Here is a 23705-nt window from a genome sequence, read left to right as displayed (position 1 = left end):
TGTCAGGAGGTACCGAGGGGTCAGGTGCGTGCCCTGCCCCCGGCGATAGCTGCATTACTTTGAATCGGTGTGCCGACTCAGCGGTTGATCAGCGCCAGCACGGCATCGGTGATTTGCCGCGTGGTCGCCGTACCGCCCAGATCCGGCGTGTGCACCCCGCTTTCAGTCACGGCCTCGATCGCCGACATCAACTGCTTGGCGGCAGCAGGCTCACCCAAGTGCTCCAGCATCATGGCTGCGGTCCAGAAGGTGGCAATCGGGTTGGCAACGCCCTTACCGGTGATGTCGAACGCCGAACCGTGAATCGGCTCGAACATGGACGGGAATTGACGTGACGGGTTGAGGTTGGCCGTCGGTGCAATGCCCAGGCTGCCGGACAACGCCGCCGCGAGGTCCGAAAGGATATCGGCGTGCAGGTTGGTGGCGACGATTACGTCCAGCGTTGACGGCTTGAGCACCATGCGCGTGGTCACTGCGTCCACCAGTTCCTTGTCGACGTTCACGTCAGGAAAGTCCTTGGCGACCTCGTAGAAAATCTCGTCCCACAAGACCATGCCATGACGCTGGGCGTTGGATTTGGTGACCATGGTCAGGTGCTTGCGTGGGCGACTTTGCGCCAGTTCAAACGCAAAACGGTGGATACGCTCGACACCCGCCCGGGTAAAGACCGACACCTCGGTGGCAACCTCCTCCGGCAATCCACGGTGTACGCGCCCGCCGTTGCCCGAATACTCGCCTTCGGAGTTCTCGCGCACCACCACCCAGTCAATCTGCTCGCCATTGTGCAGCGGGCTTTTCACCCCCGGCAGCACCCGTGCCGGGCGCACGTTGGCGTATTGGTCAAAGCCCTGGCAGATCGGCAGACGCAGGCCCCACAGGGAAATGTGGTCCGGCACATTGAGGGCGCCGACTGCGCCGAAGAAGATCGCGTCGAACGTCTTGAGCTCAGCCAGACCGCCTTCCGGAATGTAGTAGCCGTTTTTCAGGTAGTTGTCCGAGTTCCAGTCGAAGTGTTTGAAGTCCAGCGCGAAGCCGGATTTTTCCGACAAGGCCTGCAGCACTTCGACACCGGCTGCAATGACTTCGACGCCAATGCCGTCGCCTGGGATGGCTGCGATTTTGTATGCGCTCATGATCAACTCCACTCTCGTCACGTTTTTGTTGTACCGCTTGAAGCAGGCTGGTCAAGCGGGGTGTGAGCGGAGTATATGTAGTAAGCGCCGCGCAGTGAGTGCCCCGGAATCACTACATCCATAACTTTGAGTTACGAATGAACCAGTCCCTGGATCTGCAGTTTTTCTACCTCCTCGCCAAACAAGGCAGCCTTGCCGCTACCGCGCGGGAGCTGGGGGTAACACCGCCTGCCGTGAGCAAGCGACTGAGCGCACTGGAAGCGCGGCTCGGTATTCGGCTGGTCAACCGCACCACGCGATCCATGAGCCTGACCACAGAGGGTGAGCTTTACTTTTCCCACGCGGCGCGAATCCTCACGCAGATCGAGGAAGTCGAGCAACTGGTGAGCAGCAGCCGAGCGACGCCCAAGGGCCTGATTCGCGTCAATGCGTCTTTGGGGTTCGGTCGCCGCTATATCGGCCCGGCGCTGGCGGCGTTTTTCGCGCGCTATCCGGAGGTGGAGATCCAGCTCGAAATCAGCGATCACCCACTGGACCTCGCCACCCATGGCTTCGATCTGGGCATCCGTTTCGGCACCCTGCCGGACGCCGCGTTTCATGCGCGCAAGATTGCCTCCAACCGACGCCTGTTGTGCGCCTCGCCGCTGTACCTTGAAAAGAACGGCGTGCCGACCCGCCTGACCGACCTGCAACAGCACAACTGCATTTTTTTGCGGCAAAACGAAACGCCTTACGGCGTGTGGAGTTTCACCAACGGCGGCAAGACGCAGAACATCAAGGTGCGCGGCGCGCTGGGGTGCAACGACGGTGAGGTCGCCCTGAACTGGGCACTGGAAGGCTACGGCATTCTGCTGCGAGCCGAGTGGGACATCGCCCGCTATGTCCGCAGCGGCCGCCTGCGACTGGTGCTCGAAGACCAGACCCCGACCCGTGCCGACGTCTATGCGGTGTACCCGCAGCAATTGCACTTGTCCGCCCGCGTGAGAAGCCTGATCGACTTCCTGGTCGAGCGCTTCAAGCACATCGACCATCTGGGGGAATCGGCTTCGGAGATCGAATAACACGCCCGCAGATGGAATAACCCGCCCCGCCGTGCGTCCTGCCTGTGAACGCTTTCAGACAGGAGGAAACGCACATGTCACGACTCACCCGCCATTCCCTGCGCTACGGCGTCGCACTGCTTCTGGTGAGCGCGGTGTCCGTTGCCATGGGTCACGAAGGCCACGAGCACGGGAACACACCCGACCCCGTGAGCGCCGAGGCTCCCTTCCTCAGCGAAAACGCTGCCGCCATGGAAACGATGATGGCCGGCATGGACAGCAAACCCACCGGCGACATCGACCGCGATTTCGTGGCGATGATGAGCGCCCATCACCAGGGCGCCATCGACATGGCCGTGACCCTGCTCAAGTACGGCCACAACGAACAGCTCAAACGCATGGCCCAGGAAATCATCGTCGAACAACAGCAGGAAATTGCCGCGATGCGCCTGGCCATCGGCGATCCGTTGCCGCCCTCTGTCGCCTCGCCGACCCAGGCACCGCGTGCGACACAGCCCTGACCCTCCATCCCTGACGTCACAAAAAGAAGGAAATCCCATGCACTTCCCTCGCTTTCCCATGGCGCTGCTGACCGGCGCATTGTTGACCGCTTCGATGCCCGGTTTTGCCGGACAGATCCCCGGCAAAGCCTCGGCCAGGGACATTCCCGTCTCTCATCAGGATCGCCTGTATGCAGCCGAGCAGTTCTCCAATACCGTGTCGGTCACCGATCCGGTGAACAACAAACTGCTTGGGGTGATCAGCCTCGGCGATCCGCAGCCGGGTAACCTGAGCCCACTTTACAAAGGCGAAGTGCTGGTGCACGGAATGGGCTTCTCGCCCGACCACAAGACACTGGCGGTAGTGTCCATCGGCACCAACTCGGTGTCATTCATCGACACGCAAACCAATACCGTCAAGCACAAGACCTATGTTGGGCGTGCACCTCATGAAGCGTTTTTCACGCCCAATGGAAAAGAGGTGTGGGTGACGGTTCGCGGCGAGGACTATGTGTCGGTGATCGACGCCAAGACCTTCGAGGAAAAGACCCGCATCAAGACACCGGCCGGTCCCGGCATGCAGATTTTCTCGCCGGACGGCAAATACGGTTACGTCTGCTCGTCGTTCAACCCGGAGACCGTAGTGGTGTCGGTGGCGGATCACAAGATCGTTGGCCACGTGCCTCAGGCCAGCCCGTTCTGCCCGAACATCGCCGCGTCAGCCGATGGCAAGCAGGTCTGGTTCACGCTGAAGGATGTCGGCAAAGCGCAGGTGTTTGAAGCCACACCTCCGTTCAAGCTGATCAAGACGCTGGACATCGGGCCGATTGCCAACCACGTCAACCTGGTCAACAACGCTAATGGCTCGTTCGCCTACATCACCGTGGGCGGGCTGAATCAGGTGCAGGTCTATCGCACCGACACTTTTGAGAAAGTCGCGACGATCCCGGTCGGCAACCTGCCTCACGGCATCTGGCCGTCGGGTGACGGCAGCCGTATCTATGTGGGCCTGGAAAACGCCGATGCGTTTGCAGTGATCGACACGTTGAGCAACAAGGTGATCGCCAACATCCCGATTGGCCAAGCGCCGCAAGCGATTGCCTATGTGCCCAATGCGGTGGAAAAAGGTGACGGTACCGATAACCTCAAGCCGCTGGGCGTGGCCGGGCAAGCGGCGCACCTGAGTTTGAACGCTGTTGGCAAGCCTGCGGATCAGGCACCCACCAGTGTCACGCTGTTCAGTCAGGGCCTGACACAAGTGCTGCAAGCGGCAGTGACGGGTCTTGAACCCAAGCAGCCTTACACCCTGGCGCTGGCGGACAAGCCGGATGGCAGTGGCAACCTGCAGCCGTTGTCAGCGTTCATGACCAATCCGGCGGGGTCGGCCATCGTCAACACCATCGGCCCGATCCGCCAGATCGTGCAGAACGACACGCCCGAGCAGCGGCGTTATCTGGTGGTGGTAGCGGGCAAGCCGGATCAATTGGGCGCACTGGCGCAGGTTCAAGCGCAGTAATCACTTTGCGCTGCACGGCTTACCGAGGGCAACAGGATTGCCACATGGGTCAGCCGTGCGACCTGCTGGCGTCAGGACTCACGCCAGATTACAGACCGTCAGCGGCCTGCAGGGTGCGCAGTTGCAGATCAGCGGCGCTTTTCTTCTGCCAGACCGGCCAGTATTCAACGCGCTTGGCTTCGACATCGGCCTTGTGGGTTTCAAACCAGTTCAGCGATTTTGGCGAGTTGGTGACCAGTTTGGTGTCACCGATCCAGTCCTTGAAATCCTTGGATTGCAGGCTGTATTCAGCCTTTGGATCGCGAGCCACCGGCCACAGGGAGAAGCGCGCTTTCCACATGCCCATGCGGGGAGTGACCATTGAGTAGTAGGTCTTGCCTGGCGCCAGATCGGCTTCCAGGAAGTCGGCGGCTTCGGACACGACCATGAAGGTGCGATGACCTGGCGCGGTCGGGTAGGCGATCTTGGTGTCGTTGGACAGAATGCCGACGAACTGAGTCTTGCCGCCGGTTACGTCGTACAGCGAAGCATCGATCGCCTTGGCGGTGAACGCACTGCGCATGAACACGACCTGAGCGCCGTCCTGGGCACTTGGCTGCACCGTCTGGTTGTCGACGGGTTGCATCAGCGACGAACAACCGGTCAGCAGCAAGGTGCCCGCCAACATCAAAATACTGGTAATACGCATCTACAGCTCCTTGGTTTAAAACATCGCATCCGATAACGCATCGGACCCAGGGCTGTATCGGCGGACAACGCCGTCACTGAAGCAAAAAATGTGACTAACCGCTCTGGAATCGCCTTTTCGGGGCGTTTCAAACGGCCAGTCGCTACCCCGCCACCGCTGCAGAGCCGGGTGATTGCAGGTTTTTTTCAGCCGACCGCTCGGTGTAATGGGCCCGATGCGGCAACGCCTGCCCCTGACCGTCGAACAGGTGGCATCGACCACCGGACACGCCAATGGCCAGTTGTTGGCCGGCCTTGACCTGGGACATGCCGTCGCCCTTGATCATGAGGTCGCTGCCATCAGCGGTCTCGGCATGGGTAAACGTCTCTCCGCCAAGGTGCTCCACCACCAACGCTTTCGCCGGAATCTGCGCGTCGCCCTGTCCACGTTCGGACAGGTGCTCAGGACGCAATCCCAAGGTCAGCGCATCACCTGCCTTGACACCCTCGCCCAGCACCGGCACCCACAGTCGCCCTCCGCCGGGCAGGATCACTTCGACACCTTGCGCACTGACCGCCGCCGCTGACACCTGCAAAAAGCTCATTTGCGGCGAGCCAATGAAACCGGCCACAAAGCGGTTGCGTGGATGATGGTACAACTCCAGCGGCGAGCCGACCTGTTCAATGCGGCCTTTGTTCAGCACCACAATCTTGTCGGCCAGGGTCATCGCTTCGACCTGGTCATGGGTGACGTAGACCATGGTCGCTTGCAGGTCGGCATGGAGTTTGGCGATCTCGATGCGCATCTGCACCCGCAGCGAGGCGTCGAGGTTGGACAGCGGCTCGTCGAACAAAAAGACTTCCGGCTCATGGACGATGGCTCGACCAATGGCTACGCGCTGCCGCTGCCCGCCGGACAGCGCCTTGGGTTTGCGATCCAGCAAAGGATCGAGTTGCAGAATGCGCGCGGCATTGCGCACCTTGGCCTCGATCTGATCCTTGGGCATTTTCTGCATCTTGAGGCCGAACGCGATGTTGTCGTAGACCGACATGTGCGGGTACAGCGCATAGGACTGGAAGACCATGGCCACGCCGCGGTCGGCCGGTTCCAGAAACGTCACGTCACGCGCGCCGATGCGGATCTGCCCCTGGGTGATGCTCTCAAGGCCCGCGATGCAGCGCAGCAAGGTCGACTTGCCGCACCCGGACGGTCCGACGAACACCACGAATTCGCGGCTTTCAATACTCAGGTGGATGTCATGCAACACCTTGATGTCGCCATAGGCTTTCTCGACGCCACTCAAACTGAGCTCAGTCAAAATCGTGTCCCCTGAAATTATTGTTGTTGGATGACCGTATGCAAACCTGTAGGAGCGTGGCTCGTGCCGCGATCTGGTGCGAAGCGCCAGTAAAACCGGTGACCACGGTGTTCAAATGTACCGAGATGTCAGGTTTTACGACCGGTCTCCGGTCGATCGCGGGACAAGCCACGCTCCTACAAACAGCGACCAGGCACACATACCGATTCATTAACGGTAGCGCACTTGACAGCAAAATATTTCGTCCTACGATCATTTGTAATTCTAAAAATACAAATGTCAAGGAGCACACCGAATGCGGGCTGCATACATCCATGGCATCCGTGACATCCGTATCGGTGAGAAGCCGGTGCCAGTGCCGGTCGGCGACGAAGTGTTGTTGCGGGTCAGCGCTGTGGGGGTGTGCGGCAGCGATCTGCATTACTACAAGGAAGGCGCCATCGGTCACGCGCGCATCACCCAGCCGTTCATAGCCGGCCACGAATTTGCGGGTCGCGTGGTCGAGGATCAACCCGCCCTGGGCTTGAAAGCCGGACAGCTGGTCGCCATCGATCCGGCCAAACCCTGTGGCCAGTGCGAATGGTGCCATCGCGGTCATGTGAACCTCTGCCCGCATGTTCAATTCCTGGGCTCGCCGCCCCACACCCACGGCGCCATGACCGAATACATCGTGGTCTCGCCCAGCCAGATCTACCCCGTTCCCGACCACTTCACGCCGGTCCAAGCCGTCATGCTCGAACCCTTGGGCGTGGCGATTCATGCGATGGACCTGGCTGGCAGCAAAAAACTGTTCGAAACGGTCGCCATCATCGGTTGCGGCCCTATCGGTCTGTGCCTGCTGCAATTGGCGCGGATGATGTGCAAAAAAGCCATTTACGCCATCGATCCGATCAACTACCGCACCGAGAAAGCCCGTCAGTTGGGGGCCGATGAAGTGGCCGCCGACCCTGCCGCGATTGCCGAGTGGACCAATGGCCGGGGCGTCGATCTGGTGCTGGAAGCGACCAACTCGCCCGAGGGGTTTCAGATTGCCGCGCAATCCGCGCGCATCGGCGGTCGCGTGGTGCTGGTGGGTATTCCCGATGGCGACCAATACACACCCTTGAGCGCTTCATTGCTGCGTCGAAAAGGGTTGGACATTCGCCTGTCACGCCGCATGGGCCATGTCTATGACCGGGCGATCCAACTGGTCGCGCAAGGCTCGGTGGATGTCGATTGCCTGGTCACCCACCGCTTCGATCTTCAACAAGCCACGGAAGCCTTCAGCTATCCCTCGGAGTTTCTCGACGGCGCGCTGAAAACGATCATTTTGCCCAACGCTGAGCAAGAGGCCGACTGACAAGAAGTTGTAACTCCCGATGCGCGTGAGCGCAGACAACGCGTAACCCTCGCCCACAATAATAATGAGGTCACGTAATGAAGAAGCTGGTATGGAATGCCCTCGCCCTTTCCGTCGCGCTGGGCTCTGGCGCCGCACAGGCCTGGACGCTGGAAGAAGCCGCAGCGCCTTACAAAGGCACCGAAATCAAAGCCATTTTCCTGGATCGCCCCGGCTATGCCGCTGCCATCAAGCTGCTGCCGGAATTCGAGAAAAAGACCGGGATCAAGGTCAACTACGAAATCATCCCGTACGAGAACACCCGCGAGCAGGAAGTGCTGCGCTTCAGCAGCACTGAGCCGCTGGACGTGGTGCTGACCGACGTGGTGTGGATCGGTGAGTTCGCCGGCAATGGCTGGCTGGAACCGATCACCACGTTCACCAAAGACGCCAAGCTGGCGGACCCGGACCTGAAGCTCGACGGGTTCTTCCCGATCCTGCTGGAGTCGTTCGGCACGTGGGACAAGCAGACCTACGGGCTGCCTTTCGATAATTACTCGGGCCTGTTGTTCTACAACAAATGCATGCTCAAGGACGCCGGTTTCGACAAACCGCCAGCGACCTGGGATGAGTTGCTCAAGGTCTATGCGCCCAAGCTCACCGACAAGTCCAAGGACCGTTACGCCTATGCCCTTCAGTCGCGGCGTGGCGAAACCCAGTCGGCGGACAGCTTCATGCGTTTCCTCTGGCCGTTCGGTGGCTCGCTGCTGGACGCCAACTTCAAATCCAACCTCAATTCCAAAGCCTCCCAGGAAGGCCTGCAGTTCCGTCAGGACCTGATGAAGTTCATGCCGCCGGGCATCGTCGACTATGACCACAACGAAGCGGTGAACGCCCTTGCCCAAGGCAAAGTGGCGATGATCACCGAATGGTCGGCGTTCTACAGCACCCTGGCCGATCCCGCGAAATCGAAGATCACCGATTGCCTGGCCGTCGCCACCGAGCCCAAGGGGCCAGCGGGTCTGAAGCCTGCGCTGGGCGGCTTCTCGCTCGGGGTCAATGCCAATTCCGGCGACAAACAGAAAGCGGCGGCATGGCTGTTCATCCAGTGGGTCACTTCCGAAGCCATGGCCAAACCGTACCTGGAAGCCGGTGGCGTCAGTGGCCGGATGTCGGTCTACAAAGACCCGGACGTGCAGAAGAAATACCCGTTCGTTCAGCCGATGGTGACCTCGTGGGAAGGCGGCGTTCCGGACTACCGCCCACGCTTCCCGCAATGGCCTGAAATCTCCGAGGTGGTCGGCGAAAACGGCACCTCGATGATGCTCGGCAAGTCCAGCGTGGAAGCCGGTGCCAAGGCGATTGGCAGCAAGATGGAGGACATCCTCAAGAAAGCGGGTTACTACGACGGCAAGGTGAAGTTGCTGAAATAAACGAGGAACAACCTGCTCCTGATTCTGGCCGCAGGCCGTAGGAGCGTGGCTTGTCCCGCGATCTGGCGCAAAGCGTCAGCGACCCTGAGAACGCGGTTTTTCTACTCTGCCGCGTGAGCAGGGCTTACGACGGGGTTCCCCCGCCGATCGCGGGACAAGCCTCGCTCCTACGCCTGCGGCAGAAGCAAAGCTCCGGAGAATCAAATCAACATGTCCAACCACAAAAAACCGGTGTTCCCGACGCTGTGGAACAACACCCGGGCGGCTTTCTCCTTCCTCGCGCCTGCCACCGTCGCGCTGGCGCTGATCGGCATTTTTCCAACCGTGTTCGCGCTGGTGAACTCGTTTCGTCAGTACAACCTGGCGCGTCCCAAGGACCCGACGCCCTTCATCGGCTTCGACAACTACCTCAACGTGCTCAACGACGCCTCGTTCTGGGCAGCGCTGGGCCGTACCGGATTGTTTCTGGTTACCGTGGTGCCGATTCAGTTGGCGCTCGGCCTGATTATCGCCTTGATGCTGCACAAGCCAGGCCTGTCCGGGTTCAAGCTGTTGGCGCGCATGAGCCTGGTCATTCCTCTGGCCACGGCACCTGCCGTCGCCGGCCTGATCGGGCGGCTGATCTTCAACCGAGACTTCGGCGTCGCCAACGCGTTGCTGGCGATGCTCAATGCCGGTCCCGTCGAATGGTTGGGCGACACCACCAACGCCTTTATTGCCGTGGCCCTGATGGACATCTGGCAATGGACCCCGTTCTGCGCGCTGGTGCTGTTGGCCGGACTGACCATGGTCCCCAACGAAATCGAAGAAGCGGCGCGACTGGAAACCCGCAGCCGTTGGCAGATCGTGCGCTACGTACAGCTGCCCTTCCTGTTGCCCAGCGCCACGGTGATCCTGATTTTGCGCACCGCTGACATTCTCAAGATGTTCGACACCGTGTTCACCATGACCCGTGGCGGGCCGGGCGCTGCCACCGAACTGGTGAGCGTGTACATACAGCGCGTCGGCTTTCGGGTGTTCGACCAGGGTGTGGCCTCGGCCCAGGCGATTCTGATGCTGATCCTGACCATCGTCCTCGCGCGCCTGTACATCAAATTCGTTTACCGGGAGATCTGACATGGCCACCGTTCCTGCCGCAAAAATCCCGACGATGGCCAGCAGCCCTGCGCACACGCGCCCTCGCATGAAGGTCAACGCGTGGCACCTGGTCGGCCTGCTGGCGATCTTCCTGTTCGCGGTCTTCCCCTTTTACTGGATGGTCGCCACCAGCTTGAAAACTCAGGCTGAAGCGCTCGCCTCGCCGCCGATCTGGGCGTTCACGCCGCACCTGGATAACTACGTCAAAGTGCTGTTCGAGCGCGATGTGCTGCACAGCCTCGGCAACTCGCTGATCGTGGCCGTCTGCACCACATTGCTGGCAGTGGGCCTCGGCACACCGGCCGCCTATGCGCTGGCGCGTTTCGAGTTCAAGGGCAAGGAAGACCTGTGGTTCTGGTTCATCACCAACCGCATGCTCAGCCCGATCGTCGTCGCGCTGCCGATCTTTCTCATGGCGCGCAACCTGGGCCTGATCGATACGCACCTGGTGCTGATCCTGATTTACCTGACCTTCAACCTGCCGATCGTGGTGTGGATCTGCACCGACCAGTTTCGCGGCGTGCCGAAGGATCTGGACGAGGCCGCTCGCCTGTCTGGCGCGTCGCGCTTCACCATTTTCTGGCGCATCGCCCTGCCGCTGGCGATGCCGGGTGTTGCCGTGTCGGCGATCTTCTCGTTCATCTTCTCCTGGAACGAGCTGCTCTACGCGTTGGTCTTGACCCGCAACGTCGCGCGCACGGCCCCAGTGACCGCGACCAGTTTCATGAGCGGCTACGATTTGCCCTGGGGCGAAATCATGGCCACCGGCACACTGATCGTGTTCCCGGTGATTATTTTCGCGTTGATGGTTTCCAGGCATCTGGTACAAGGTCTGACCATGGGCGCGGTGAAATAAGGCGTGCCGCGAATCAGGCTTGACCAAGGACATTGCCGTGCAGAATCGCTATTCGGAACTGACCGCCGACACCGAAACGGTGAACGCGGAGGATCAACTGAACATTCGTATCGCCTGGTATTACTACGTCAACAACATGACCCAGCAGCAGATCGCCGACCGCCTCGGTATCACCCGCGTGCGGGTCAACAAAGCGCTGGCGACCTGCCGCGAAACCGGTGTGGTACAGATTCGCATCAACTCGCCGCTGGCCTCGTGCATCGAGCTCGAAGAACGGATTCAGGAGCGGTTTGGTCTGGAGCGGGTCACGGTGGTGCCGTCGCCGGACGACCCCTCGACCATCTTTCGCGTGCTCGGCGTGGGCGTCGCGCCGAGCATTGAGGACTATCTGGTCGACGGCTGCATCATTGCGGTGGGCTGGGGCCGCACGCTGCGTCAGGCGATGCGTGAACTGCAAGGCCGGGCGCTGCCGAACATGACCGTGGTGTCGTTGCTTGGCGGCCTGCATTACGGATCGGCGAACAACACCGTGGAAATCGCCTCAAGCCTGGCTGGGCTGTTCGGCGGTTCTTATTACTACCTCGCGGCCCCGGTGTTCGCGCCCTCCGAGCCCTACCGGGACATGATCCTGGCAGAAGCCTCGGTCCAGGATGTGCTGGGCAAGGCGCGCCAGGCCGACCTCGCGCTGCTGACAGTCGGTGATCTCAGCGAACGCTCGCTGATGCTGGAACTGGGGCTGGTCAATCCCGAAGACGCTCGCTCATTGCGCGCCGCTGGCGCCGTGGGCGATCTGCTCGGGCGATGGCTGGATCGCGACGGCATCGAAGTCAATCACCCGCTCAACCGGCGCGCCATTTCGCTGGACCTGGAAGACCTGCGCAAGATCGGCAAGGTGGTGCTGGTGTCCGGCGGGCCGTACAAAGCCGAAATCATCCGTGCGGTGCTGCTGCGCAACGTCGTTCGCGAACTGGTAATCGACGAAAGCGCCGCGCAGCAACTGCTCGAACAAGACAACTGACGCGGGAGCAACGGCCATGGCCACTCACGACTTTGTCGGCAAACGCATTCTGGTGACCGGGGCCGGCAAAGGCATTGGCCATGAAACCGTGCAATGGCTGGTACGTTGCGGCGCCGAGGTCATCGCTCTGGGACGCAATGCGGCCGACCTTGCCTACTGCGAACACAGCCTGGTGGTAGACCTGGCGGATGTTGCGGCGACTCAGGCCGCCGTCGCCTCGATGCTGCCGATCGACCTGCTGGTCAACTGCGCGGGGGTCGTCGAGCTGGAGTCTTTTCTCCACACGTCGGTGGAAACGTTCGATCACTTGATGGCGGTCAACACCCGAGCGCCCATGGTGGTGGCTCAGGTAGTCGCCCGGGACCTGATCGAGCGCGGTGTGCCGGGCGCTATCGTCAACGTTTCGAGCCTCGCCGCCGCCGTGGGCACCCGCGATCATCTGGCGTATTGCGCCTCGAAGGCCGCGCTGGACGCCATGACCCGGGTCATGGCCGTGGAGTTGGGGCCGCACGGCATCCGGGTCAACAGCGTGAACCCGGTGGTGACCCTGACACCGATGGCCGACAAGGCCTGGAGCGACCCGGTCAAGGCCGCGTCAATGCTTGCGCGCATTCCGTTGGGACGTTTTGTGCAGCCCAGCGAAATCGCCTCGACGATCGCCTTCCTGCTCAGCGACGATGCCGGGATGATCAATGGCGTGACGCTGACGGTCGATGGCGGTTTCAGCGCCGGTTGAGCTTCGCGAGGCGCGGATACAGGTCACGCAGCCTTGGGTACAGCTCGCTGTAGAGCGCCAACAGTTCCTGATGAAATTCGCGCAAGGCCGGGTTCGGCAAGAACGTCTCGCCGTCCTGGGTCATGACCTGCGCCGCGCTGGCAAAATCCGCGTACCAGCCCGCACCCACCGCCGCCGCAATGCCGGCGCCCAGGCTGGAGGCTTCCTGGGTAGCGGCACGGATCACCGGGCGATCGGTGATGTCGGCGATGATCTGGCACCACAGGCGACTGGCCGCCCCACCGCCGATGGCCACGAACGTGTTCACCGGCTCGCCCGTGGCCTGAACCATGCGTTGTGTGGCAACGGCTTGTTCCAGGGCAATGCCTTCGAGTACCGCCCGGTAGATTTCCGCGCGTCCGTGATCCGGCGACAACCCCAACAGGCACCCCCGTGCGTCCTGATCCCAGTAGGGGTTCATCACACCGTTCCAGTACGGCAGCAGGATCAGACCTGCGCTGCCAGGCGCCACACGCGACGCCTCGATTTCCAGACGAATCAGGCTGTCAGGCTGGGCCACCACGTCGATGTCGAAAAACTGCCGCAACAGGCTGTTGATCAGCAACGTGCCAGATCGCAGCGAGGTTTCCAGCACGTACCCTTGTCGGTCGATGGCGCACATCGTGCGAAAGGCCTCGTCGACCCTCGGCGCGTCGGCATACACCCCCGAGACAATCGCTGTACCCAGATTCAGGTACGCAGTCCCGGCACTGACCACGCCGATGCCCAGTCCGCCCGCCTGACCGTCTCCACCGCCCGCGACCACCGGCGTGCCTGCAGGAAGCCCGGTCAGCGCCTGCGCCTGCTCATTGACTGTGCCCAGCACGGTGCCGGGGGCCAAAGCGTTGGGAAAACACGCGGTGCTGAGCGGGATGGGCAGGGCCTTGAGCACGTCCTCGGCCCATTCATGCCGATGGATATCGAACGCGCCGAACGGATCGGCACTGGCCCAACTGGTGAGGAACTCGCCCGTCAGCTTGCGCACCAGCCAGGCGTGAGGCTCGTACACATGTTGAATCTGCCTGAACCGCTCCGGTTCGGCATCCGCCATCCACGCCAGGCTGTAAATGGCGGGCGCCCAGTCGTGGGGTTTGCCGGTGATCGCGTGCAGCCGTTCGTGACCGACACGCTGGCAGAGCGCGGCCACTTCGTCCTTGCGGCGTTCGTCGAGCCAGAGAATGGCTGGCCGAAGCAGGTGGTCCTCGGCGTCGGTGACCGCCACCGTTTCGCGCTGATTGACCACGGAGATCGCGGCAATGACCTTGCCTTCGATCATTGGCATCAGCGATTTCAGCGCACATTGCGTGGCGCGCCACCAGTCTTCGGGGTCTTGCTCGTAAGCGTTGGGCGCCGGCCGGGACAACGCCAGCGGCGCCCGCGCCTGCGCCACCAACATACCCCGCACATCCCAGGCAATGGCCTTGCACGTGGTCGTGCTCAGATCGATCCCTATGACGATTTTCTGCATGCGTGCCCTGCTCCCTCACCCTCTGCCAGGGTCCGTGAGAACTGCCGAATCGAAGGCCAAGACTAGTTGAGTATTGGTTTTCACGCCGCTTGATAACAGCCGCTACCGTGTCGGGCCGCACCTGCGCTCAGGTTGTCGTGGTCGGTGAATTTGTGTCGCTGGCAGGTAAGTCAACACGGGGCGTGGCCCAATCGTGTCGGCAATCGGCCCGATTGACGCCGACCCTGCCCAAAGACCGGCTCAACATCGAGCTGCCATCGGCGAGCCATGACTCGTTGCGGTATTTCGCCTCGACTTCACCAGCAAGGGAACACCTGACATGACCAAGGCAAAACTGAGTCTCGCCTGGCAGATCCTCATCGGTCTGCTGCTAGGCATCGCTGTCGGCGCACTGCTCAACCACTTCAGCGCAGACAAGGGCTGGTGGATCGGCAACGTGCTGCAACCGGCAGGCGACCTGTTTATCCGGCTGATCAAAATGATCGTGATCCCCATCGTGATTTCTTCCCTGATCGTCGGCATCGCAGGCGTCGGCGACAGCAGGAAGCTCGGCCGCATCGGCGTCAAGACCTTGCTCTACTTCGAGATCATTACCACGTTGGCAATCGTCGTCGGCCTGGTGCTGGCCAACGTATTTCAGCCCGGTCACGGTATCGACATGAGCCAGTTGGGCACCACCGACATCTCCCAATACGAGAAGACCACCAGCGAAGTCCAGGCCAACCACGCCTTCATTACCACCCTGCTCAATCTGGTGCCGCCCAACGTGTTTGCCGCCATCGTGCGCGGCGACATGCTGGCGATCATCTTCTTCTCGGTGATGTTCGGCCTGGGCCTGTCCAGTCTCAAGGACGAGCTGCGCCTGCCGCTGGTAAGCGTGCTGGAAGGGGTGTCGCAGACCATGTTCAAGATCACCTACATGATCATGCGCTGTGCACCGATTGGCGTTTTCGCACTGATTTCGGTGACCGTCGCCAACTTCGGCTTTGCCTCGCTGTGGCCTTTGGCACGTCTCGTCACGCTGGTCTACGCCGCCATCGCCTTCTTCGGCATCGTGATCTTCGGCCTGGTGGCGCGGGCGTGCGGGTTTTCGGTGTGGAAGCTGATGCGCATCCTCAAGGCCGAGATGATCCTCGGCTATTCCACGGCCAGTTCGGAAACCGTACTGCCGCGCATCATCGAGAAAATGGAAGCCTATGGCGCGCCTCGCGCAATCAGCGGCTTCGTCGTGCCCACCGGCTACTCGTTCAACCTCGACGGATCGACCCTTTATCAAAGCATTGCGGCGGTGTTCATCGCCCAGCTATACGGTATCGACCTGTCGTTAGGCCAGCAGATCACGCTGGTGCTGACACTGATGGTAACCTCCAAAGGCATCGCCGGTGTGCCAGGCGTTTCCTTCGTGGTGCTGCTGGCGACTCTGGGCAGTGTCGGCATTCCGCTGGAGGGACTGGCATTCATCGCCGGGGTCGACCGCATCATGGACATGGCCCGCACGGCGCTGAACATCGTCGGCAACGCGCTGGCCGTGTTGGTCGTCGCCCGCTGGGAAGGGATGTACGATGATGCGGCCGGGGAGCGCTACTGGAAATCCCTGTCTGCTCCGTCACCCCGGAGCGAACAGCTCATTGCAACGGCTAACTGACATCAGCGAGGTCGACTCGATGGCCCCTCTTTCGCCCAAGTTCAGCGGCCGGTCGTCCGAGCGCTTCCGGTTTGAAATCAGCGAGAGCAGCGGCTATGCGCAGGACTGGCATGCCCACGACTGCCATATGCTGTTGTTGCCGCGTCAGGGTGGACTGTTCCTGTCGACCGAAAACACCCCCCAGGCGCGGCATGTGTCGCGGCAGTCGTTCTCGCTGGTGCCAGCCGACTCCGCCCATTCCACTCGGGCAGCGCCGGGCCGGGAAAAGCACGTTGCGCTGTATGTAGACTCCGACCACATCGAGCGTCAGGGTCGCCTGGAGGGCTATCGCACGTTCGCGCAGCGGGCCCATCGCGCGGAGGTCTGGCAAGGCAGCGACGCCCTGGACAGCATCCTGCTGCTGCATGATCAACTGCGGCAGGTGACCTCGCCCGACGCGTTCCAGCGCCAGCTGCCACACCTCAATCAATTGCTGTTCGAAGAATGCGCGCGGCTGATCGCCACGCAACAACCTCAGCCGCAGCCTGCCGAGCGGCTGCAGCACGCGCTGCTGGTTCGCGACATCCAGCGGTACGTGCAGGAAAATCTGCAGGACGACTTGACCGTCGACCTGATCGGCTATCAGTTCCACCTGTCACGGCGCCACCTCACCCGCCTGTTCAAGGCGTTCACCGACGAAACCCTGCTGGACTTCACAAACCGCACGCGAGTGGAAACCGCCGCACGGCTGATTTCCACCAGCTCGCTGTCGATTCTCGACATCAGTCTGGCGGTGGGCATCGATTCGCCCTCCTACCTCGCTCGCCTGTTCAAGCGTTATCTGGGCGTAGTGCCCAGCCAGATGCGCAAGCCGCGCTGATCCGGGGGCGTTGGCCTAAACGTGCGGGTCGGCGACCCGATCGAGCGGGACCGTCACAAAGCCCTTGGGCACAATCGACCCCGTCTCCCGTTTTCGAGGTCACCATGAAGGATGTGCGCGTTGTAGAAGTTTTCAAATCCAGCCAGGGCGGTGGCAACCCGGCACCTATCGTCATCGACGCAGAAGGCCTTGATGCTGAGCAGATGACAGCCATTGCCCGCGCCTACGGCCATGAAAGCGGCTTTGTGTTTCCGGCAGGGGAACGCACCGGCAGCGATTATCAGTTCCGTTTCTTCGTCCCGCTGCATGAGATGAGCATGTGCGGCCACGCCACCATTGGCACAGTGTGGCTGCTGCATACCCTGGGCAAGCTGAAAAACTATCAGTTATCGATCAATACGATAAGCGGCACCGTCACCGCGCAGGTTCATGACACGGCCGGCGAACCTCCTTTTATTGAAATCTCCCAGCCTGTCGGCGTCATCGAGCCGCTGAGCAAACCTGAGCTGCGCGAGCAGATCATCCGAGCGATCGGTCTGGACGCCGAAGACATCCTCGATCTTCCGTTTCTCAATGCCGCGACCAGTCGGGTGAAAACTCTGATTCCGGTCAAAACCCCCGAGCGGCTGGATGCAGCGCGCCCTGACTCGGCTCGGATCGAGGCCCTGTGCGAGGCCCTGGATTCCACCGGTTTTTACCTGTTTTGCCCTCACCCCGGGGCACCTCGGCAGTTCGACAGCCGCCAGTTCCCCAAGGCTTCGGGCTACCCGGAAGATGCCGCAACCGGCATAGCCGCCACTGCGCTGGCGTTCGGTCTGCTGAACTACGGCCTGATCGAGAGCAGCACTGAGCCAGTGTTGATCCATCAGGGACGTGCCATGGGCCGCCCTTCAGACATCTACGTACGTTTCGATCTGGACCAGACGAACACGCCGCGCGGCTGCTTCGTCGGGGGTTACAGCGCCTTTGCCGACAACCAGACGCCGTCGGGAGAGGCCCATGGCTGAGGACTCGAAGCCACAGTGGTTGCCGCTGCGCGAAGTCGCCGAGCCCTTCGGCAGCCGACTGGAGGCGTTGTATCCGCTCATGCCGGACACGTTCGTCGTTCCGGCGCACTTTCAACTGAGCGTGCTCGATGGCGACCTGTTATGGGTCTCGGGCCAGGTGCCGCGCTTCAATCAGGACATTCGCTACACCGGCATCGTCGGCCAGCAGGTGTCGATGGAACAGGCGCGCGAGGCTGCGCGCCTGTGTGTGGCGAATTTTCTTTCTATCGTCGCAGCCGCCTGTGACGGCGACCTGGGCCGCGTGGCGCAGGTCGTCCGCATCACGGGTTATGTGCGGGGCGATGCGAATTTTGCGGCGCAGTCGGAGGTCATCAACGCCGCATCGGAAGTACTGACTGCACTGTTTGGCGCCCGTGGCAGGCATGCACGCTCAGCCATCGGCGTGCATTCACTGCCCGGAGGCGCGGCGGTCGAGGTAGAAGGCGTGGTCAGGCTCAAGGCATGAATGATGTCCAACACCGCTGCCAAGTACATCGACGCGGGTCAAGTCCAGTCATCTGCGCCATCAACGCACGCAGGCGAGCCTTGCCGTCAGCAAAACAGCGGAATGTTTGCCATTGCGGCGCTGATGCTGCGCAACGAACTGGCCAGGAAACACTAGGTTTCGTCGTGTTTCCTGAGTCCTGATTCGCGCCACCGCGTGTGCTAAAGGCCGCTCGTAACGTGTATTGACAAACAAGCCTTCGCTCATCGAGTCTGGTCCCCCGCACAGGCAGGAGAGCAACATGGCGAGCAAGGAAGAGATTTCGGCGTTCATCGCCCGGGAGTTTCCGCAGACCCGGATCGTCGTCGAAGCGGTCGGTGATCAACGGGCGACGATCTCCCAGGTGATCGATCATGCTGACCTGCGCCCTGGCGGCACCGTGTCCGGGCCGACGCTGATGGCCGTGGCCGATGTTGCGCTTTACGTCGCGGTGCTGGGGGTCATCGGCATCGTGCCGCTGGCTGTCACCACCAGCCTCACTATCAACTTTCTGCGCAAACCCGAAGCGGGTCGGCGCATCATCGGGGAATGCCAGTTGATGAAAGTCGGCAAGACCCTGGCCATCGGCGAGGTGTCGCTGTACTCCGAAGGGTTGCCGGACGCAGTCGCCCATGTCGTCGGCACCTATGCCATTCCGCCGCAGCACCTGCGCTGAGCGAGACTCGGCGCGAACCTCCTGAGAACTGAGCACTCAAAACCCAGGCAGCACCCGAACGCTGCGGGCCGTTCAGCAAACTGAACGTCGAACCCTCATCCCTTCGATGGAACGCTTATGAAACCTTATCTCTGGCTCGGTCTTCTCGGCTCGCTTTCACTGGGTGCCCAGGCGGCCACACTCGATGTTCCCATGAACCTGGTCAGCGCTGACGGCGCGCCGCAACCTATCGGTCAGGTCACCATCAGCGAAACCGCCTACGGGCTGGTGTTCACCCCCAAATTGAGTTCGTTGCCCGCGGGCGTTCACGGTTTTCACGTGCATGAAAACGGCAGCTGTGATGTCGGCACCAAAGACGGGAAGAAAGGCGCGGCACTGGCCGCTGGCGGGCATTTCGACCCGAAAAAGGCCGGCAAACACCTCGGCCCTTATGGCGAAGGCCACCTGGGCGACTTGCCTGCGGTCTACGTGACGGCCGACGGCATGGCGACCTATCCGGTGCTGGCGCCGCGGTTGAAAAAAATCTCGGACATCAAAGGCCACGCGTTGATGATTCACGCGGGCGGCGACAATCACTCAGACATGCCGATGCCGCTGGGCGGTGGTGGCGACCGTGTCGCATGCGGCGTGATCTGATCGTTAGCCGTCAGAGTGTTTGAACTGGCTGGCAGATGTCAGCTGAAGCCAGCGAAGCGCGCGAACTGCCTGTCCAGGCAGGGGGACTGACATACCCCGTCGCGCGCCTCGCTCCCTCCGTTAACACGTTTGCCGCATTACCCGTGATCAGCCCCAGAGCGTGCGCCCGAAGAATGTCAGCGTGCGGTCCCACGCCAGTTGCGCCCAGACCGGGTCGTACTGTGTGCCCGGAATCCGTCCGTAACCAACAGCCTCTTCGTTGGTGAACCCGTGGTGCGCCAGATAGCGATGGAACTCGATGTCCACCCCGCCCTCACCGAGTTTTTCTTCCAGTTTGTCGACGTTTTCTGCTGGAAAGAACTCGTCCTGCGTCGCCCAGTGCGCCTGAACCGGCACCTTGATAGCTTTGGGGTCGAGGTATTCCAGCGGCGGCATGCCGTAGAAGACCACGCCAGCCGACAGTTCAGGGATGAAGTTCAGCGCCAGCAAGGTCAGCGCCCCGCCCATGCAAAAGCCGGTGACGCCCACGTTCTGCGTGTGGCCTTTGAGGTATTGCACGGCGCCGCGAATGTCCTGCGAGGCTGCATCGGCGAAATCGAGTTTGCTCATCAGGTGATGCGCCTCTTCTTCTTCGACCGTCATCTCACCTCGGTACAAGTCCGGCACCAACGCCAGGTAACCGGCCGCTGCCAAGCGGTCGGCGACGCCGCGAATCTGATCGTTGAGCCCCCACCATTCCTGGATCACCACAATGGCGGGCGCGCCCTCGGTCTTCGCCGGGCTGGCGAGGTAACCGCTAACGTCCTTACCGTCTGGACGTTTGTAGCTGATGGTTGTGCCTGCTGGCTGTTTCACGGGTTGAGTCACGTTGATCTCCCAGTAGTGAATGAAAGCGTCTGGACCGCGGCCTTTAGGTCATCAAGCCGCCGGGGTTCTCTGTTCTACGTCACTTGCCCGTCGCTTGGAAGGACGAAATGCGCTCGCTGAATGAAACCTTTCATCAGAAAGTGCCGGGATAGCCGCCACCATCCAGCAACAGGTTCTGGCCCGTCATAAAACCGGCCTGCGCGCTGCACAGGAATGCGCAGAATGCGCCGAATTCATCGGCGGTGCCAAATCGCTGTGCAGGCACTGCCTTGCGTCGCTGATCGGCCAACGCGTCAACACTCATGCCCTGCTTGTCGGCGGCCAGGCTGATGTTCTTCTGCAGACGTTCAGTGTCGAACGGCCTAGGCAACAGGTTGTTGATCGTGACGTTCTTGCCCGCCAACTGCGGCTGACGCGCAAGGCCTGCAATGAAGCCGGTCAGGCCGCTGCGTGCGCCGTTGGACAAGCCCAAGGTGTCGATCGGCGCCTTTACCGCGCCCGAGGTGATGTTGATCACGCGGCCAAACCCGCGCGAAGCCATGCCGTCGACGCAGGCCTTGATCAGTTCGATGGGCGTGAGCATGTTGGCGTCCAGCGCCTTGATCCAGTCCTCGCGCTGCCAGTCACGGAAATCGCCGGGCGGCGGGCCACCGGCGTTGTTGACCAGAATATCGACCTGCGGACAGGCAGCGAGCACGGCATCCCGCACGGGCGCCTGGCTGATGTCACCGGCGACCGTGCGCACCTCAATGCCTGGCGCCAGCGTGCGCAGCTCGGCTGCGGCGGCCTGCAAGGCTTCATCGCCCCGGGCGTTGATCACCAGATTGACGCCTTCTTTGGCCAGCGCCTTCGCGCAGCCCAACCCCAGGCCCTTGCTGGCCGCGCAGACAATGGCCCTGCGTCCCGACAATCCCAGATCCATGACATGACTCCTGTTCATTCGATGATGAAAACTCAGGCGTCAAACTTAGCACCAAGTGAGGGGGTGAGCGCAGTCAGCCGTTTTGCAGATCGGATGTGATAGAAGGTGTGCACCGATCGGCACGAGACGCGGCCCGCTCTGCTTCACGCATCGCGCGCAGTTGCTTTTTCAAGGTCGGCATCGACGGCGCGTAGAGAAAGCCGAACGACACACTGTTACGGCGCCCCTTGACCGCGTGGTGCATCAAGTGGGCGTGATACAGGCGCTTGAGGTAGCGATTGCGGGGTTGAGGACGCACCGGCCAGTGACGGTGGACGATGCCATCGTGGACCAGAACGTAAATCAGGCCAAAGGCGGCAACACCCGCCCCCACCCATTGCAGCGGGTCGAGGCCGCCGTTGCCCAGCACGATCAGGCCGACCGCGACCAGGCCCAGCGCCAGCAGGTAGACGTCGTTGGTTTCGAGCGCGCCCAGGTGTTCTTCATGGTGCGAACGGTGCAGGAACCAGCCCCAGCCATGCATGACGTACTTGTGCGCAAGAAAGCCGACACCTTCCATGACGATCAGGGTAATGAGGAAAATGGCAACGTTGAGGATCATGAAAGTGAGCACATGCTGTCGAGGATGCCGCGGGTGTCTGGACGTCGACGTGCAGCATACCGGGGCGGCGCTGAAAATCAAAAAGCCGCTGACCAAAAGGAAGATGGATACCCTGAGGGAGCGAATTCATTCGCGATGCAATGTGTCAGACGACAGCGAGTGTCACCTGTACCGGACTCTCGCGAATGAATTCGCTCCCACAGGGATCTGCGTCGGACTGCCTCAGCAGGCTCAACACGAAGATTTCACTCACAACGTTTGCTTTCCTGACCGACCGATGTAAAAAATGGCCCCAAGGGTGAACGGTTGTTTCGTTCACTGTACTAATGCCCGCGACCGACAATGGCTCGCCGGCATCGCTTTCAAGGAATTCAGAATGGCTCCAAGACATGTAATCAACGCTTCGGTCAGTCCAAAAGGTAGCCTGGAGACGCTGTCGCAACGCGAAGTCCAGCAACTCAGCGCCGCAGGCTCAGGCAGCATCTACAACCTCTTCCGCCAGTGCGCCCTGGCCATCCTCAACACCGGCGCCCATGTCGACAACGCAAAAACCATTCTCGAGGCCTACAAGGATTTCGAAGTCCGCATTCATCAGCAGGATCGTGGCGTACGCCTGGAGCTGCTGAACGCGCCTGCCGATGCCTTCGTCGACGGCGAAATGATCGCCAGCACCCGTGAAATGCTGTTCAGCGCCCTGCGCGACATCGTCTACACCGAAAGCGAACTGGACAGCCAGCGCATCGACCTCAGCACCTCGCAAGGCATCACCGATTACGTGTTCCACCTGCTGCGCAACGCCCGCACCCTGCGTCCCGGCGTCGAACCGAAGATGGTGGTGTGCTGGGGTGGTCACTCGATCAACACCGAAGAATACAAATACACCAAGAAGGTCGGCCACGAACTGGGCCTGCGCAAACTGGACATCTGCACCGGCTGCGGCCCCGGCGTGATGAAAGGCCCGATGAAAGGCGCAACCATTGCCCACGCCAAGCAGCGCATCAATGGCGGGCGTTATCTGGGACTGACAGAGCCGGGCATCATCGCAGCCGAAGCGCCGAACCCGATCGTCAACGAACTGGTGATCCTGCCGGACATCGAAAAGCGGCTGGAAGCCTTCGTCCGCGTCGGCCACGGCATCATCATTTTCCCGGGCGGCGCCGGTACGGCTGAAGAGTTCCTGTACCTGCTGGGCATCCTCATGCACCCGGACAACCAGGGGCTGCCGTTTCCGGTGATCCTGACCGGGCCGAAGAGCACCGCGCCGTATCTGGAGCAATTGCACGCATTCGTCAGCGCCACGCTGGGCGAAGAAGCGCACAAGCACTACCAGATCATCATTGACGATCCGGCCGAAGTCGCTCGCCAGATGACCGAGGGTCTGAAAGAGGTGCGTCTGTTCCGCCGTGAACGGGCCGATGCGTTCCACTTCAACTGGCTGCTGAAGATCGAAGAAAGCTTCCAGCGCCCGTTCGATCCGACCCACGCCAACATGTCCAGCCTGCAACTGCGTCGCGATCTGCCACCGCATGAGCTGGCGGCCAATCTGCGTCGCGCGTTCTCCGGCATTGTCGCCGGTAACGTCAAGGACAAGGGCATCCGCCTGATCGAAGAGAATGGCCCCTACGAGATTCATGGCGATGCCGAGATCATGAAGCCGCTGGACAAATTGCTTCAGGCCTTCGTCGAACAGCATCGGATGAAACTGCCTGGCGGCGCGGCGTATGTGCCGTGTTATCGCGTGGTGTCGTAACGGCTGCCTTGATCCCTCCCCCTGTGGGAGCGAGCTTGCT

The 23705-nt window shown here is 61.3% G+C and carries 23 protein-coding genes; 16 read left to right on the top strand and 7 right to left on the bottom strand.

What is annotated here, in order from left to right:
- Positions 1-77: 77 nt before the first annotated feature.
- Positions 78-1133: a tartrate dehydrogenase gene (locus ABDX87_RS27045; RefSeq protein WP_346830651.1), complete on the bottom strand. Its 1056-nt coding sequence runs from the start codon at positions 1131-1133 to the stop codon at positions 78-80.
- 137 nt (positions 1134-1270) lie between these two features.
- Between ABDX87_RS27045 and ABDX87_RS27040 the strand changes: the two genes are divergently transcribed.
- From ABDX87_RS27040 to ABDX87_RS27030, 3 genes are all read left to right on the top strand, one after another.
- A complete protein-coding gene (locus ABDX87_RS27040; protein ID WP_346830650.1) occupies positions 1271-2194 on the top strand; it encodes a LysR family transcriptional regulator in 924 nt (307 codons plus the stop codon).
- A 74-nt stretch (positions 2195-2268) separates the two neighbouring features.
- Positions 2269-2694, top strand: coding sequence for a DUF305 domain-containing protein (locus ABDX87_RS27035; RefSeq protein ID WP_346830649.1), 426 nt, complete (start codon positions 2269-2271; stop codon positions 2692-2694).
- Between the two features lie 37 nt (positions 2695-2731).
- Positions 2732-4189 carry a YncE family protein gene (locus ABDX87_RS27030; RefSeq protein WP_346830648.1) on the top strand — a complete coding sequence of 486 codons (1458 nt, stop codon included), beginning with the start codon at positions 2732-2734 and terminating at the stop codon, positions 4187-4189.
- 88 nt (positions 4190-4277) lie between these two features.
- On the opposite strand, the gene ABDX87_RS27025 is transcribed toward ABDX87_RS27030, so the two are convergent.
- On the bottom strand, positions 4278-4877 hold the full coding sequence (locus ABDX87_RS27025; protein WP_346830647.1) for a hypothetical protein: 600 nt from the start codon (positions 4875-4877) through the stop codon (positions 4278-4280).
- Between the two features lie 142 nt (positions 4878-5019).
- Complete coding sequence (locus ABDX87_RS27020; protein WP_346830646.1) at positions 5020-6174, bottom strand: ABC transporter ATP-binding protein; 1155 nt, start codon at positions 6172-6174, stop codon at positions 5020-5022.
- A 295-nt stretch (positions 6175-6469) separates the two neighbouring features.
- Here ABDX87_RS27020 and ABDX87_RS27015 point away from each other — a divergent pair, with 295 nt between their 5' ends.
- The 6 genes from ABDX87_RS27015 (at position 6470) to ABDX87_RS26990 (ending at position 12672) form a co-directional block, all read left to right on the top strand.
- Positions 6470-7513: a zinc-dependent alcohol dehydrogenase gene (locus ABDX87_RS27015; protein WP_346830645.1), complete on the top strand. Its 1044-nt coding sequence runs from the start codon at positions 6470-6472 to the stop codon at positions 7511-7513.
- A 77-nt stretch (positions 7514-7590) separates the two neighbouring features.
- Positions 7591-8925, top strand: coding sequence for an ABC transporter substrate-binding protein (locus ABDX87_RS27010; RefSeq protein WP_346830644.1), 1335 nt, complete (start codon positions 7591-7593; stop codon positions 8923-8925).
- Positions 8926-9135: 210 nt separating this feature from the next.
- Positions 9136-10041, top strand: a complete 906-nt coding sequence (locus ABDX87_RS27005) for a carbohydrate ABC transporter permease (RefSeq protein WP_346830643.1) — start codon at positions 9136-9138, stop codon at positions 10039-10041.
- Between the two features lies 1 nt (position 10042).
- Positions 10043-10918 (top strand): carbohydrate ABC transporter permease, encoded by an 876-nt coding sequence (locus ABDX87_RS27000; protein WP_346830642.1) that lies wholly within the window; start codon positions 10043-10045, stop codon positions 10916-10918.
- A 19-nt stretch (positions 10919-10937) separates the two neighbouring features.
- Positions 10938-11936, top strand: coding sequence for a sugar-binding transcriptional regulator (locus tag ABDX87_RS26995; RefSeq protein WP_346830641.1), 999 nt, complete (start codon positions 10938-10940; stop codon positions 11934-11936).
- 16 nt (positions 11937-11952) lie between these two features.
- Positions 11953-12672 carry an SDR family oxidoreductase gene (locus ABDX87_RS26990; RefSeq protein WP_346830640.1) on the top strand — a complete coding sequence of 240 codons (720 nt, stop codon included), beginning with the start codon at positions 11953-11955 and terminating at the stop codon, positions 12670-12672.
- Here the strand turns inward: ABDX87_RS26990 and ABDX87_RS26985 are convergent.
- Positions 12659-14179, bottom strand: a complete 1521-nt coding sequence (locus ABDX87_RS26985; protein ID WP_346830639.1) for a xylulokinase — start codon at positions 14177-14179, stop codon at positions 12659-12661. The two genes, ABDX87_RS26990 and ABDX87_RS26985, sit on opposite strands and share 14 nt — an antisense overlap.
- Before the next feature lie 319 nt (positions 14180-14498).
- Between ABDX87_RS26985 and gltP the strand changes: the two genes are divergently transcribed.
- The 6 genes from gltP to sodC all read left to right on the top strand — a co-directional run bounded on the left by gltP (position 14499) and on the right by sodC (position 19525).
- Complete coding sequence (gene gltP / locus ABDX87_RS26980; RefSeq protein ID WP_346830638.1) at positions 14499-15824, top strand: glutamate/aspartate:proton symporter GltP; 1326 nt, start codon at positions 14499-14501, stop codon at positions 15822-15824.
- A gap of 19 nt (positions 15825-15843) precedes the next feature.
- The gene (locus tag ABDX87_RS26975; RefSeq protein ID WP_346830637.1) at positions 15844-16683 is read left to right on the top strand and encodes an AraC family transcriptional regulator; all 840 of its coding nucleotides are present in this window, start codon (positions 15844-15846) and stop codon (positions 16681-16683) included.
- A gap of 104 nt (positions 16684-16787) precedes the next feature.
- A complete protein-coding gene (locus tag ABDX87_RS26970) occupies positions 16788-17690 on the top strand; it encodes a PhzF family phenazine biosynthesis protein (protein ID WP_346830636.1) in 903 nt (300 codons plus the stop codon).
- A complete protein-coding gene (locus ABDX87_RS26965) occupies positions 17683-18195 on the top strand; it encodes a RidA family protein (RefSeq protein ID WP_346830635.1) in 513 nt (170 codons plus the stop codon). Before ABDX87_RS26970 ends, ABDX87_RS26965 begins: the two co-directional genes overlap by 8 nt.
- A 280-nt stretch (positions 18196-18475) precedes the next feature.
- Positions 18476-18889: a PaaI family thioesterase gene (locus tag ABDX87_RS26960; protein WP_346830634.1), complete on the top strand. Its 414-nt coding sequence runs from the start codon at positions 18476-18478 to the stop codon at positions 18887-18889.
- 117 nt (positions 18890-19006) lie between these two features.
- A complete protein-coding gene (gene sodC, locus ABDX87_RS26955) occupies positions 19007-19525 on the top strand; it encodes a superoxide dismutase [Cu-Zn] SodC (RefSeq protein ID WP_346830633.1) in 519 nt (172 codons plus the stop codon).
- Positions 19526-19672: 147 nt separating this feature from the next.
- Here sodC and ABDX87_RS26950 read toward each other — a convergent pair whose 3' ends face one another.
- From ABDX87_RS26950 to ABDX87_RS26940, 3 genes are all read right to left on the bottom strand, one after another.
- Complete coding sequence (locus tag ABDX87_RS26950; RefSeq protein WP_346830632.1) at positions 19673-20392, bottom strand: dienelactone hydrolase family protein; 720 nt, start codon at positions 20390-20392, stop codon at positions 19673-19675.
- A gap of 133 nt (positions 20393-20525) precedes the next feature.
- Positions 20526-21314 (bottom strand): SDR family oxidoreductase, encoded by a 789-nt coding sequence (locus ABDX87_RS26945; RefSeq protein ID WP_346830631.1) that lies wholly within the window; start codon positions 21312-21314, stop codon positions 20526-20528.
- A gap of 73 nt (positions 21315-21387) precedes the next feature.
- A complete protein-coding gene (locus ABDX87_RS26940) occupies positions 21388-21915 on the bottom strand; it encodes a sterol desaturase family protein (protein WP_346830630.1) in 528 nt (175 codons plus the stop codon).
- A gap of 376 nt (positions 21916-22291) precedes the next feature.
- On the opposite strand from ABDX87_RS26940, the gene ppnN reads away from it, so the two are divergent.
- Positions 22292-23665, top strand: coding sequence for a nucleotide 5'-monophosphate nucleosidase PpnN (ppnN, locus tag ABDX87_RS26935; RefSeq protein ID WP_346830629.1), 1374 nt, complete (start codon positions 22292-22294; stop codon positions 23663-23665).
- Positions 23666-23705 lie beyond the last annotated feature (40 nt).

This window comes from Pseudomonas abietaniphila (genome assembly GCF_039697315.1).
In the GTDB taxonomy this organism is placed as follows: Bacteria; Pseudomonadota; Gammaproteobacteria; order Pseudomonadales; family Pseudomonadaceae; genus Aquipseudomonas; species Aquipseudomonas abietaniphila_B.
Note: the sequence above shows the minus strand (reverse complement) of the source record. Positions and strands in the feature narration are given on the sequence as shown.